11 protein-coding genes are annotated in these 13,091 nt (G+C 59.2%); 8 read left to right on the forward strand and 3 right to left on the reverse strand.

Annotation, left to right across the window (positions count from 1 at the left end):
* Nucleotides 1-63: 63 nt before the first annotated feature.
* Nucleotides 64-705 carry a hypothetical protein gene (locus EEB13_RS07885; RefSeq protein ID WP_033231599.1) on the reverse strand — a complete coding sequence of 214 codons (642 nt, stop codon included), beginning with the start codon at nt 703-705 and terminating at the stop codon, nt 64-66.
* Between the two features lie 178 nt (nt 706-883).
* Between EEB13_RS07885 and EEB13_RS07890 the strand changes: the two genes are divergently transcribed.
* The 4 genes from EEB13_RS07890 (at nt 884) to EEB13_RS07905 (ending at nt 6,455) form a co-directional block, all read left to right on the forward strand.
* Entirely contained in the window at nt 884-2,164 is a 1,281-nt protein-coding gene (locus tag EEB13_RS07890) for a metal-dependent hydrolase family protein (RefSeq protein ID WP_045064413.1), read from the forward strand.
* A gap of 100 nt (nt 2,165-2,264) precedes the next feature.
* Nucleotides 2,265-3,002, forward strand: coding sequence for a hypothetical protein (locus tag EEB13_RS07895; RefSeq protein WP_230589996.1), 738 nt, complete (start codon nt 2,265-2,267; stop codon nt 3,000-3,002).
* A 3-nt stretch (nt 3,003-3,005) separates the two neighbouring features.
* Complete coding sequence (locus EEB13_RS07900) at nt 3,006-4,991, forward strand: YhgE/Pip domain-containing protein (RefSeq protein ID WP_095886953.1); 1,986 nt, start codon at nt 3,006-3,008, stop codon at nt 4,989-4,991.
* Nucleotides 4,992-5,075: 84 nt separating this feature from the next.
* The gene (locus tag EEB13_RS07905) at nt 5,076-6,455 is read left to right on the forward strand and encodes a glutamate decarboxylase (protein ID WP_141484994.1); all 1,380 of its coding nucleotides are present in this window, start codon (nt 5,076-5,078) and stop codon (nt 6,453-6,455) included.
* A gap of 64 nt (nt 6,456-6,519) precedes the next feature.
* On the opposite strand, the gene EEB13_RS07910 is transcribed toward EEB13_RS07905, so the two are convergent.
* Nucleotides 6,520-7,518 (reverse strand): DoxX family protein, encoded by a 999-nt coding sequence (locus tag EEB13_RS07910; RefSeq protein ID WP_141484995.1) that lies wholly within the window; start codon nt 7,516-7,518, stop codon nt 6,520-6,522.
* Nucleotides 7,519-7,960: 442 nt separating this feature from the next.
* Between EEB13_RS07910 and EEB13_RS07915 the strand changes: the two genes are divergently transcribed.
* From EEB13_RS07915 to EEB13_RS07930, 4 genes are all read left to right on the forward strand, one after another.
* Nucleotides 7,961-8,452: a hypothetical protein gene (locus tag EEB13_RS07915; RefSeq protein WP_045064420.1), complete on the forward strand. Its 492-nt coding sequence runs from the start codon at nt 7,961-7,963 to the stop codon at nt 8,450-8,452.
* 221 nt (nt 8,453-8,673) lie between these two features.
* On the forward strand, nt 8,674-9,033 hold the full coding sequence (locus EEB13_RS31460; protein ID WP_033231605.1) for an STAS domain-containing protein: 360 nt from the start codon (nt 8,674-8,676) through the stop codon (nt 9,031-9,033).
* Nucleotides 9,030-10,520, forward strand: coding sequence for a trehalose-6-phosphate synthase (locus EEB13_RS07925; RefSeq protein WP_141484996.1), 1,491 nt, complete (start codon nt 9,030-9,032; stop codon nt 10,518-10,520). The genes EEB13_RS31460 and EEB13_RS07925 overlap by 4 nt, the downstream gene beginning before the upstream one ends.
* Before the next feature lie 87 nt (nt 10,521-10,607).
* The gene (locus EEB13_RS07930) at nt 10,608-11,504 is read left to right on the forward strand and encodes an SDR family oxidoreductase (protein WP_141484997.1); all 897 of its coding nucleotides are present in this window, start codon (nt 10,608-10,610) and stop codon (nt 11,502-11,504) included.
* Between the two features lie 506 nt (nt 11,505-12,010).
* Here the strand turns inward: EEB13_RS07930 and EEB13_RS07935 are convergent.
* Nucleotides 12,011-13,009, reverse strand: a complete 999-nt coding sequence (locus EEB13_RS07935) for a GlxA family transcriptional regulator (protein ID WP_141484998.1) — start codon at nt 13,007-13,009, stop codon at nt 12,011-12,013.
* Nucleotides 13,010-13,091: the final 82 nt, after the last annotated feature.

Consider the following 13,091-nt stretch of genomic DNA (forward strand, 5'->3'; position numbering starts at 1 on the left):
ATCGTGTCTCACGATTCCTCACGTACGCACCGCTGTTTCCTCACGATGATGAAACTGGTGCACTCAGACCGCTTCTGCCATTGCCGACACTGGCCGGGTGCTTTTTCCCAGGAATACCGCGGAGGCGAACAGGAAGAACAACGCACCGACGAAGGTGCCGATATTGGCCATATTGGGATCAAGTGTATTTCCGTCACGGAGTATGAACGATCCGACGGCAGATACGCCGAAAGCAATGGATCCGAATGTGTTGAGCCAGACGCTTTGCCATTCCGTCGATCGCGGCGCCCAGTACGTCTTCGCGCGCCACAGGATAAGCACAGCAAGACCGCTCGAAACGAGGAATGCGATAGAGCCCTCCGCGTTGGGATTCCAGACGAGGTGCATTTCTCCTTGCACGTTGAGGTCGTGCAGAGCTGAACCGGTACTGATGTTGAACAGTATCGTGCCGAGAAGCTGCACTGCTGCCGATAACCACACGGCACGGATTGCAGGCTTACCGGAGTCGGAAGTAGTGGCCGATCCACTGAGTATCAACTGGATAAACGCGGCGCCGGTGAAAAACCAGGACCCGGCGAAAAAGAAAACGTTCGCGAGGGCGGCACCGAAGAGCGACGAAAGGAAGGGTGCCGAACCGAGCGCGAAGAGAGTCGATCCGATCACGAAGCCCCAGGACTGCATCCGTAATGTCGGGTGAATCAGCATGCGCCGCAGTGTAGTTCAACTCCGACATATTATTTCGAGGATCCGAGATTTTGCGCATACCCCCCGTCTACGACGGCATCTCCGGATCGGTTCGCCAGGTCTGATCGTTACCGAATCAATAGGGTGATTTTTCGTTATTTGCCCTCAATGTCCGAATTTCACTGTTAGCGTGCGAGTTATGACAGCCCCTTCAAAAGCTGGACATCGTTTACTGTTCCGCAATGTTCGTATCTTCGACGGCGTCGCTGCGACGGTAGTTTCGGGTGACGTGCTGATTGACGGAGAGACGATTGCGGGAGTCTCGCAATCCCCGATCGGAGACGACCCGAGCCGAGAGACCACCGTCATCGACGGTGGAAATCGAGTCTTGATGCCGGGTATGAGCGACGCTCACGTGCATCTGGTCGGCAACGCCAATTCATACATGGATATGGTGATGGGCAGCGAAGCGCATATCGCGCTCAATGGCCTCGCCGAGGCAAAGAACATGCTCCACCGCGGGTTCACCACGGTCCGGGACATGGCCGGCGACACCAGCAGCATCAAATCGGTGATCGACCGGGGACTGTTCGAGGGGCCTCGAATCTATCCCTCCCAGGCCGCTATTTCGCAGACCAGCGGGCACGGCGACTTCGGATTCGTCTACGAATGCCCCACCGCTTTGGGCGGAAAGCAAAGTCGGGCCGAAGAAATCGGCTTCATGCGCGTCGCAGACGGTCCGGAGCGGGTATTGGCCGCAGTTCGCGAACAACTCAAAAAGGGTGCCTCACAAATCAAGATGATGGTCGGCGGCGGCGCAGCGTCGATGTACGACCCTCTCTACACAGTCCAGTTCACCGATCCCGAACTTCGTGCAGCGGTGAATGCCGCCACCGACTACGGAACCTACGTCGCTACCCATGTCTACAACGTCACCGGCATTCGCCGCGCGATCGATGCCGGCGTGAAGTCCATCGAACACGGCCATCTCGCCGACGAGGCGACGATCGCTCTGATGGCCGAGAAGGACATTTGGCTTTCGATGCAGCCCTTCGCCTTGGGCGATCATCACTACCCCGACCCTAGCCGTGCAGAAAAGGACCGCGAGATCTGCACCGGTACCGATGACGTATACAGCTGGGCCCGCAAACACGGCGTCAAAACAGCCTGGGGCACAGATCTTTTGCTCGAACCGCAGATCGCGCCCCGGCAGAGCGAGATGGCCGCCCGACTCGGCGACCATTACAGCAATGTCGACGCCCTTCGGATGCTCACCTCCGGAAATGCCGAACTCTTCCGGCTCGCCGGCGAGCGGGATCCCTACAGGCAGGCACCACTCGGAGTGATCACCGAGGGCGCGTGGGCGGATGTCCTACTCGTCGACGGAAATCCACTCGAGGACCTCAACCTGCTCGCAGATCCAGGCAAGAGCCTAAGGGTCATCGTCAAGAACGGCCAGGTAGTGAAAGACACTTTGTGACATCTCTCGTCGATGCGTGATCCTCCACGAGAAGAACCCACCGGGGACCTCTCGCGTAGCTCCGCGCCGCCGTGCCGCACCAAGGTCGGGAGGCCTCAAATTGGTTGAAACCAGTTCAGAGAGTTGGCAATTACCCGCCGAAGCAGCGGCGGGGACATTGGTCTCCGCTCGGGGCATCGAATTACACGGACCGTGGGGCCACGTGTTCGGTCCACTCGATATGGATATCGACGCAGGCGGTGTGACGGTGCTGGCTGCGCAGGCCGGCGCCGCGCGAACCGCCTTGCTGATGACACTGTGCGGACGAATGCGATTGTCCGCGGGGACATTAGCCGTACTCGGCTACGACAATCCGACAAGAATCTTGGCCATCTCGGCGATCGCATGTCTGAACGAACTCGACGACGTCCGACCGTCGGTGACCGTACGTGACATGGTGACCGAACAACTGCGATGGAATTCTCCGTGGTACAAAATCGTTCCCCGCGCGAGCGAGGTGGAAGTCGCGAACATGTGCGCAGACACGTTCGGTGACATCGAATTACCCCCGCTCAATGCCTTCGTCGACGACCTTCCCGAAATCCAACAATTGTTGTTGCGGATCGCCGTCGCGAACACCAAACGCCCGCCATTGCTCGTTGTCGGGCGCATCGACAAAATCGCCGACGACCTCGAGAGAGCCGCCTTGCTGCAACGGCTTGTTGCACTCGGCGAGCACCAGTCGGTGATCACTGCAGATGTCAACGCACTCCCGCCTGATACCGGCGTCCACGCCGTGGTGAACATGCACGGATTGCTCGGAGCCGGCGATATCGGCGTTATGACCGAAGGAAGGTGACTGATGCTCGCAGGTATATCTCTGGGCAGCGATGTCAAACGCTATTCCCGCGGCACCCTGCCACGAATCGCGATCGTCACCATCATCTTGTTGCCGCTGCTGTACGGCGCGATGTACTTGTGGGCCTTCTGGAACCCCTTCGGCGAGGTGAACAAAATCCCCGCGGCGATTGTCAACAACGACTCGGGACGAACATCGACAGGACAACAAGTCGACGCCGGCGATCAAGTCGTCAAATCGCTCATCGCCTCCGGACAACTTGATTTGGCGGAGGTCTCGGATCAAGAAGCCCAAGCCGGGCTCTCCAGTGGCAAGTACTATTTCACGATCACCTTGCCCGAGAACTTCAGCGACGCTGTCGAATCACCCAACGGTGACAACCCCGAGAAGGCCGATCTCACCTTCACCTTCAACGATGCCAATAATTATCTGGCCACCATCATCGGTCAAGACGCCTCCGAACAGGTCATCAACCAGGTCAACTCGACCATCGGCGCCCAAGGCGTCGGCCAGGTCCTGACAGGTCTGCAGACCGCCGGTTCGGGCCTGGGCCAGGCTGCCGACGGAGCAAAGACCCTCGCGAACGGTATCGACACAGCCAAGGCCGGAGCGGATCAACTCAGCTCCGGTGCCGATGAGCTCTCCACGAACATGGTCACCGCACGCGATGGGTCTGCGCAGCTCGCAGCAGGCGCCGGGCAACTCGCCACGGCGATCGACGGTGTCGCGGATCCATTGCTCAACGCCCTCGACTCCAGCAACGTGCCCGACCTCGGAGCCCAAGCGGCACAGCTGAGGCAGTCCCTCACTGCTCTCGGCGATCGCCTCCCCCAGCCGCCGCAAGTGACCATCTCCCCCGTGCTGCAGCGAGTTGTCGACCTTCTCGGGCCCAGCAGCGACCCTCTCGCCCAACAGGCCGTTGCAGCACTCACCCCATTCACCGCAGCACAACCCCAAAGTGACACTGCCGCACTACAAGCGGAAATCAGTCGGCTCAGCGAAGACGCACGCGCACTCGAATACCAGTTGACGGATCCAACCAGTCCCCTGCAATCCGGACTCGCACTCCTGCAAAACGGTGGACTGGCTTCAGACGTGCGGCAACTACGCGACGGCGCCGACCAGCTCAGTTCCGGAGCCACGACTCTGAACTCCGGACTGATCCAGTTGACCGATGGCAGTATCGCGCTCGCGAGCGGAGCCGATCAGCTCGCTTCGGGAATGGTGGAACTGCAATCGGGCTCGGATGAACTGGCCGACGCACTCGCAAAGGGCGCCGGGCAGGTACCGAGTTGGACTGACGATCAACGCACAGCTACCGCGGACACCCTGTCCACTCCAGTCGCACTCAAGCAGGACTACACGAACGAGGCGCCAACGTTCGGTACGGGATTCGCACCCTTCTTCCTGTCGTTGGCCCTGTTCGTCGGCTGCATTATCACCTGGATGTTGTTGACCCCGTTACAATCCCGCGCAACTATCAGCAATCTTGGCCTGTATCGAACAGTTCTGGCCTCGTACTGGCCGGCGCTGCTCATCGGTATCCTCCAAGTGATCACGATGTACGCAGTGGTACACATCGGAGTGGGCCTGGACGTCAAACACGTTCCCGGAACGATCCTGTTCCTGATGCTGGTCTCGGCGACCTATCTGGCGATGATTCAGATGTTCAATGCTCTCTTCGGAGTTGCAGTCGGCCGAGTGGTGACCTTGGCCTTCCTGATGCTGCAGTTGGTCTCCGCCGGCGGAATCTATCCGGTACCGACGACAGCTACGCCATTTCAATACATCCATCCGTTCGACCCGATGACGTATACCGTCAACGGACTCCGGCAACTCATCACCGCCGAACACGTCGATTCGCGACTCTGGACAGCAATCGCCGTCCTTTCCGGCATTCTGCTCGTATCGATGAGCATCAGCGCACTCTCGGTACGCCGCAATCGCCGCTACACGATGGAACGTCTGTACCCGTCGATCGAAGTGTAGAGCGCTGCGGCGCTACAACTTCCGACTCGATTCTGGACTGTCCGACTGATCCGCAATCGCTCGTTCGACTATTGGAGGAGAAAGATGTCAGATATTTTTGCAGCTCCCACCGAAACCCTCGCACCTGCGTACACCGGCAGGCTCGGCACGGATCCGATTCCCGCGCTACGACTACCCAAAGCCGAATCCGATCCCGAAGCGACATACCGGTTCATCCACGACGAGTTGATGCTCGACGGTAGTTCACGACTGAATCTCGCCACTTTTGTCACCACGTGGATGGACCCTCAGGCTGATCGTCTGATGGCTGAAACGTTCGACAAGAACATGATCGACAAGGACGAGTATCCAGCAACGGCGGAAATCGAAACTCGTTGCGTCAACATGGTTGCCGACCTCTTCCACGCAGAAGGACTGACATCCGACCCTGCCTCCGCGACCGGGGTCTCCACGGTCGGCTCCTCCGAGGCCGTCATGCTCGGTGGACTCGCCCTCAAGTGGCGGTGGCGCCAACGCCGCGAGCAGGAAGGCAAAGACGCTACGAAACCGAATCTCATCCTCGGTAGCAACGTCCAGGTCGTGTGGGAAAAATTCTGCCGCTACTTCGACGTCGAACCGAAATACCTGCCAATGGCCAAGGGCCGCTACGTGATCACCCCCGAACAGGTCCGCGACGCTGTCGACGAGAACACCATCGGTGTGGTCGCGATTCTCGGCACCACGTTTACCGGCGAACTCGAACCCGTTGCCGAGATCGCCGCAGCACTCGACGACATCGCGGCCAACGGCGGCCCAGACGTACCGCTGCATGTCGACGCGGCAAGTGGCGGCTTCGTGGTCCCGTTCCTGCACCCGGAACTGAAGTGGGACTTCAAGATTCCACGTGTTGTATCGATCAACGTCAGCGGCCACAAGTACGGCATGACCTATCCGGGCATCGGGTTCGTGGTCTGGCGCTCGAAGGAATATCTACCCGAAGATCTGGTGTTCCGCGTCAACTACCTTGGCGGAGACATGCCGACCTTCACCCTGAACTTCTCCCGATCAGGTAATCAGGTCGTCGGGCAGTATTACAACTTCATCCGCCTCGGAGTAGCTGGTTACACCCAGATCATGGAATCTCTACGCGATACCGCACTGATGCTGTCCGCGGCGATCTCGAAAATAGACAACATGCACATCATCACCGACGGCACCGCCATCCCGGTCTTGTCCTTCGAAGTCGTCGACGACCCGGGCTTCACCGTCTTCGACATCTCTCACGAACTGCGAGCACGCGGCTTCCAAGTTCCCGCGTACACGATGCCCGCAGATGCCGAAGATGTCGCCGTCCTGCGCATCGTGTTACGCGAAGGCTTCAGTCAAGACCTCGCATACAAACTGGTAACCGCGATCAACGAAGTCGTCCAACAACTCAGGAACAGCGCAGCCGACCGACCTGCGAGGAAGGCATTCGCACACTGACCGCCACATGCACCCTGAATAGGTCAGGCCGGCCGAAGGTGGCCTGACCTATTCTTCAACATATTCAGTGTGCCAATTCGTCCTTCTTGGCGCGAACCTTTTCGAGTGCTGCCTCCGCACGTTTACGTGCGCGCTTTCCCTGCACCTCGGTTTGTTCGGATACAACCTCGGCCCAGTCGTTGCTCTTCGCGCGTGCAAGTTCTGCGATCTCGGCACTGTGTTTGCGCGTCAAGTCTGCCAGTTCAGCCCGACGCTCGCGCGCGGTCTCGGCGAGTTCGGTGCCACGCTCCAAAGCCGAATCGGCGAGTTCGGAGCCTCGCTCGCGCGCCATCTCTGCCAGTTCGGAGCCACGCTTCTGCGCGACCTCCAAGAGATCCGGCCCACGCTCCTTTGTAGCTTCGCCAAGTTCCGCTGCTCGTTTGCTTGCGATCTCCGCAATCCCCGAACCCCGTTCCTTGGCCAGTTCGATCCAATCCGTACCGTGCGCTTTGGCAGTGTCGCCGAGTTCGGAGCCACGCTCCGATGCCACAGCCATTGCATGTTCGACACGAGAACCAGCGTTATGGCCCTGCGCCGCGACCAGCGGAAGTGCGGCGGAAACCGATGCCCGCGCTTTTTTTGCGGCGCGACGTCCGCGCCACCCCAGAGATGGTTTTCCTTCGGTGTCGACGGACGCGATTATCAACCCACCGAGCAAGCTGACATTCTTGAGAAACTGCGTACGCTGCATCGCGCGCACCGAGGGATCGGTCTCGTTCCAAAAATCGTGACCGACGAGCGTGGTGGGCACCAGGCTGCCAGCGAGGGCTATCGACGCAAGGCGGGGCGCTTTGCCGCTGGCCAGCAACACACCACCTCCGATCTGGATTGCAGAGTTGATCTTGACGAGCGTTTCCGGATCAGCAGGGATCTTCTGCTTGACCGCTTCGGGTAACGTCGCGACACATTTGTCGATCAATGGCGCCGCTTGAACTGCTCGCTGGGCAGGATCACGCAGCGCATCGATTCCTCCTGCGATGAAAAACGTAGAGAGCAACGGACGAGCGATTCTGCGTACCAACATGTTTCAAGCCTCCCGATATAGATTCGTAATTCACCACAGCGATCAACGAAAGAGTTCGATCCGACTACGTACTCGCCAGGCTCTCGTCGTCGACCGCTCGGTTCGTCGCGCACAGTAAATCTAACCGCCACAATACAGATTTTGTGCGAAGAAGTTGGGCAGTCGAGCCGTCACTGGGCGTTCCAGTCGACATTTTCCGCCCAGTTCGGCGTTCCGAGGCCAGTTCAGATGGTCATTTACGATCGCAGTATTGCCAATTATCTATGCGTGCTGGTATAGATTTTGGTAGTTGACAGACAGACAGAAAGACGACGCGTGCGGGTGGCGGGAAGCTGGAGGACACGACCGCGAAAAAATCGGCACCCACTTCACGAGGGAGCCGTACGCCTCGGCTGGCGATAGAGCACGAAAACCTTTGTCTATCAATGAAAGCGAGTCCCACATGCCCGACGAACTCATCGTCCGGCGCGTCATCGGCGCACCCACCTCGTCTATATTCGCCGCGCTGGCGAACCCCGAGGTACAGGCAACGATCGATGGCTCCGACATGCTCAGAGGAGCAATCGATCCGAAGCCGCTGAACGGTGTCGGCGACACGTTCACGATGCAGATGTATCAACCGGCACTCGGTGAGTACGTCATGGAGAACACCGTATTCGTATACCGAGTCAACGAAGAGATCGGCTGGATTCCGAACCGCCAAGGCATGGAGCCTCGCGGCACGCGTTGGTCGTGGCGGCTCGACGTCGTATCGGAAGGCAGTACCGGCCTCACCCAGGTATACGACTGGTCCGGCGTCAAGGACGCGGAGTTTCGCCAAGCGGCGCAATTCCCAAGGGTCACGGAGGAGCAGATTGCCGCAACGATGAACCGTCTAGCCGACCATCTCGGCGTTCCCGTCGAAGAATGGCAAGAGAAGAGTGAACAGAACTGAAGCGTCGATGCCACCGCAGGGGTGAAATGCACACGAATGCGGTGACACACTCTCACCTCGGGGGCAGCATGACAACCACAGACAATTCATCCGGACACGATGGCGGGCGCGACACCGCAAGCCGAGCCTCGGACGATCGAGCTGATGCTACGCATCGCCCAGAGCTGACAAGCCTTGCCGGTGCGCTTGGAAATTCACATGACCCGGCATACCCCTCTGACGTGTTGTTTGCCAGTTTGTCCGAGATCAACGGGGTCACCGCCCTCTGTGTTCGCGGCGAAATCGACGCAACGTCTCTGGCTTCGTTAGGCGCTCACCTGCAAGACATCAGCGATGAAGGACGCCCCTTTGTCATCGACTGCACCAACTGCCACTTTCGCAGCACTGCTGAACTGTCCATCCTGAGCGCTCTGGCAGCGCGCGTGAACAGACTCGGCATCACCTGGGCGCTCGCAACCGATCACAGGACCATACGGTTACTCGAACTGATGGAATTCGATACCAGGATCGATGTCTTCAGCTCCCTATCGGAAGCTGGAGCTTTCGTATCCGCTTCCGCAACGGAAAGAACCTCCTCATGAACAACATTCGCCAAAATGGCGAGGGCCACGCGGACTTCGTCGTGGTCGCCAACCGCCTACCTGTCGATTTGGAACGCCGTCCCGACGGCACCACATCATGGAGACGAAGTCCTGGCGGTTTGGTGACGGCTTTGGAACCGATTTTGCGAGCAAAAAGTGGTGCGTGGGTGGGCTGGCCCGGAGTGCCGGACGAACACGTCGAGCACTTCACGGAAGACGGCTTGGCGCTGTACCCAGTCTCGTTGTCGTCGCAGGAGGTTGCGGAATACTACGAAGGTTTCTCGAATGACACCCTTTGGCCTCTGTATCACGACGTGTTGGTACCGCCTACCTACGATCGAGACTGGTGGGGTTCGTACTCTGCAGTCAACCGCAGATTTGCCGAGGAAGCTGCGCGATGCGCCGCTCCCGGAGCGACGGTCTGGATACAGGATTATCAGCTGCAACTCGTACCGAAGATACTGCGCGAATTGCGCCCCGATCTCGAGATCGGGTTCTTCCTGCACATCCCCTTTCCACCAGTCGAACTGTTCATGCAGCTGCCGTGGCGCCGAGAAATTATCGAAGGCATGCTCGGTGCCGACCTCATCGGTTTTCATCTACCCGGCGGCGCCAACAACTTCCTTTTTCTCGCACACCGACTTCTCGAATTGGAGACCACCCGAACGGAAGTAGGGAGCGTTCTGGGACAGGTCCACACAGACGATCGAATCGTCAATATAGGCGCCTTCCCCATCTCCGTGGATTCACACGAACTCGAAGCCGCAGCCAAGGAAGACACGATTGTTGCTCGCGCCATCGAGCTCCGGCGGGAACTCGGAAACCCCGACAAAATCCTTCTCGGCGTGGACCGGCTGGACTACACCAAAGGCATCGACCTTCGACTCGAAGCGATCAAAGAACTACTCGACGAAGGACGTCTCGATGCCGAGCACACGGTCATGGTGCAACTGGCCACCCCCAGTCGCGAACGCGTGCAGCATTACATCGATCTCCGCGGTGTCATCGAGGAACACGTGGGGCATATCAACGGTGACCATGCTCAGATCGGTCACCCGATCGTGCACTATCTGTATCAACCGGTCTCACGAGACGAGCTGATCGCATTGTTCGTGGCTGCCGACGTCATGCTTGTCACGCCGAAACGCGACGGAATGAACTTGGTTGCCAAGGAGTACGTAGCCTGCCGCGGCGACCTTGGCGGTGCACTCGTTTTGAGTGAGTTCACCGGCGCTGCAATGGAATTGCGGCAATCCTACATGGTAAACCCTCATGATCTCGACGGTGTGAAGAATATGATCATGACGGCGCTCCACCAAGATGCAGAATCAGGACGACGCCGCATGTCCGCCCTGCACCGTCAAGTCATGTCCCACGACGTCCACAGGTGGGCCCACTCATTTCTCACTACGCTCACAGATTCTGCGGCCAATGGCACCGTCCGCGATCTCACCGACACCGAACACGACCTCGCCGTCAATGCATGACGGGCGAACGACCATCCGACGACATCGACGAAAGGCAGGGCTCTCGATCCAGAGCCTGATTAACCGGAAAGCACGCGGAGGTTCAACATGCCTGACCAGTACGCAATGCAGGATCCCACCACTCAATATCCCGCGCCGATACGCGACCGGCAGCCGGAGATAACGCACCCCGGCCTCACGGCTGAGGTGGTCACTACCCCCGACCACGGCGAACACACCTACCGCGGTACCGGACGTCTCGAGGGGCGCCGCGCGATCATTACGGGGTCAGATTCCGGAATCGGGCGAGCAGTAGCGATCGCCTTCGCTCGTGAAGGTGCAGATGTGGTGCTGAGTTATCTCGACCAGGAAGAAGCAGATGCGCAGGAAACAGCCCACTGGGTCGAGCGGGCGGGCCGGAAAGCGGTGGGAGTCCCAGGCGATCTCCGATCCGAAGAGCACTGCGCTGCACTTGTGGAGACTGCCGTCCGCGAACTCGGCGGCCTCGATATCCTGGTGAACAATGCGGCCTTTCAGATGGTGCAGCTCGGCGGGATCGCCGACATCACGACCGAACAATTCGATCGCGTGATGAAAACGAACCTCTACGCACTCTTCTGGCTTTGCAAAAATGCGATTGCCGTGATGAAGCCAGGATCAACGATCGTCAATACATCATCCATCCAAGGCGCCGCTCCCTCGCCTGAGCTCCTTGACTACGCCACCACCAAAGCCGGCATCATCGACTTCACGAAAGGACTGGCCGCCGACGTCGCCAAGAAAGGGATCAGAGTCAATGCCGTTGCTCCAGGGCCGATCTGGACCCCGTTGATTCCGGCCACGATGCCCAAGGAGAAGTTCGAGACATTCGGGGACGACGTACCGCTCGGGCGAGCCGGCCAGCCGGCCGAACTCGCACCGGCCTACGTGTTCCTCGCGTCCGGCGAATCCAGTTACACCACAGGTGAAGTCATCGGAGTTACCGGCGGTAAGCCACTTACCTGACGACCGCCGTCGTTCGCACTCACCTGCCCCTCTAGTCCCCGCAACGATTCGGTTGCTTGTCGTGATTCGCTGTACGGCGCAGTTCGGCGGCCGATTCCTCGAGATCGGTGTGGCTGATCGACCGACCTATCCAGAGCCCCACTAATGCTCCCAGGACGATCCAAACTGCGACAATTCCGACAATCCACCACATAGCTGGAAGTGTGCCACAACCAACCCGAGTTGAAGACCTTGGTCCCGCATATAGGCCGAAAGCGTTCAGACATTCGAGCGAGCGGACTGCAGGGAACATACGCCAGTGCGCAACTCAGATGGTCCGCCGACCTCAGGTGTGAACATCTCGTCGGCGGACCAAACCGTAACCGCCCCACCGTGCCTGAACGTAAACGCAGAGTGGTCTAGTTCACATCCGAGCTATGCGCCGACAACGCGTACCAGGAACTGAAACTGTTTTACCGGCGCAGTTCCAGCCTGTCCGTGACAGCTGTCGTCGTTGACCGCGACAGTTACTCATTTCGCCTAGCCGACGTCGAGAGTGCGTCGACACGACCATTGCCAGAGTGGTCGGCGAACTGCTTCCGGTACGAGGAAGGAGTGGTTGCGAACGCGGATACGAAGTTCTGCCGGAAGGTGACAGCGCTCCCGAACCCACACGCGCCTGCAATGGCATCGATACTCCAGTCTGTCGTCTCCAGGAGAACTCGAGCCTCACCCAGTCGTTGTTCTTGAACCCACCGTGCCGGCGTAGTCCCTGTGGCAAGACGAAACTGACGGATGAAGTTTCGCCGACTCATCCGCGCCTGACCCGCGAGGCGTTCGACGGATAGCGGCTCACCAAGCCGACCGAGCGCCCATTCCAGCACGTCTGCAACAGCTGTGTCGCCAGCGGATTCCGCAAGTGGTCGCTCGATGTACTGAGCCTGGCCACCCTCTCGATGCGGTGCAACAACAAGGTTTCGCGCCACGCGGGTGGCCGCTGCGGATCCGAGGTGTTTCCGCACAAGATGCAGGCATGCATCGACCGAGGACACCGTCCCAGCGGACGTCATCACGTCGCCATGATCGATGTAAAGCACCGATTCGTCCAAGCGGATGCTGGGGTGGCGTTCGGCAAGCGTGGGCATCATGTCCCAGTGCGTGACAGCCGAGCGACCGTCGAGGAGTCCGGCGTCAGCGAGAGCAAAAGCGCCGAGGCACAGCCCTACGATCGGCTTGCCGCGGGAGTGCGCTCGGGAAAGTTCGGCTCGCAAGAGCTTGCTGATCGGCGAAAGTGGTAGCGGCCATGAGGGAATGATCACGATGTCAGCCCAGTCGAGCGTCCGCGGTCCCGCTACCTCTCCGATCGAGTAGCCTTCGGCAGTGCGAACCGCGCCCGCTCGGTCGGACCAAAGCCGAGTTTCCCAGCCAGGTGCAAGTCCGAGACGACCCACCTCACCGAACACCATCAGCGGTGCAGCAAGGTGAAACATCGTGACATCGTCAAACGCGTACACCGCGATTCGCATGGATCTCCCAACGTTGGCGCAAAATCATCGAAAGTATGCACCCGTGCCACTCACGGTGCATACGAACCTACCGAAGAATGGA

Source organism: Rhodococcus sp. WS3 (assembly GCF_003797085.1).
Taxonomy (GTDB): Bacteria; Actinomycetota; Actinomycetes; order Mycobacteriales; family Mycobacteriaceae; genus Rhodococcus_F; species Rhodococcus_F globerula.

What these genes read in the sequence shown, in the direction of transcription:
- EEB13_RS07925 (WP_141484996.1), top strand. Translation starts at nt 9,030, where the DNA reads ATGAACAACATTCGCCAAAATGGCGAGGGCCACGCGGACTTCGTCGTG.
- EEB13_RS07915 (WP_045064420.1), top strand. Translation starts at nt 7,961, where the DNA reads ATGCCCGACGAACTCATCGTCCGGCGCGTCATCGGCGCACCCACCTCG.
- EEB13_RS07900 (WP_095886953.1), top strand. Translation starts at nt 3,006, where the DNA reads ATGCTCGCAGGTATATCTCTGGGCAGCGATGTCAAACGCTATTCCCGC.
- EEB13_RS07905 (WP_141484994.1), top strand. Translation starts at nt 5,076, where the DNA reads ATGTCAGATATTTTTGCAGCTCCCACCGAAACCCTCGCACCTGCGTAC.
- EEB13_RS07935 (WP_141484998.1), bottom strand. Translation starts at nt 13,009, where the DNA reads ATGCGAATCGCGGTGTACGCGTTTGACGATGTCACGATGTTTCACCTT.
- EEB13_RS07885 (WP_033231599.1), bottom strand. Translation starts at nt 705, where the DNA reads ATGCTGATTCACCCGACATTACGGATGCAGTCCTGGGGCTTCGTGATC.
- EEB13_RS07930 (WP_141484997.1), top strand. Translation starts at nt 10,608, where the DNA reads ATGCCTGACCAGTACGCAATGCAGGATCCCACCACTCAATATCCCGCG.
- EEB13_RS07910 (WP_141484995.1), bottom strand. Translation starts at nt 7,518, where the DNA reads ATGTTGGTACGCAGAATCGCTCGTCCGTTGCTCTCTACGTTTTTCATC.
- EEB13_RS07890 (WP_045064413.1), top strand. Translation starts at nt 884, where the DNA reads ATGACAGCCCCTTCAAAAGCTGGACATCGTTTACTGTTCCGCAATGTT.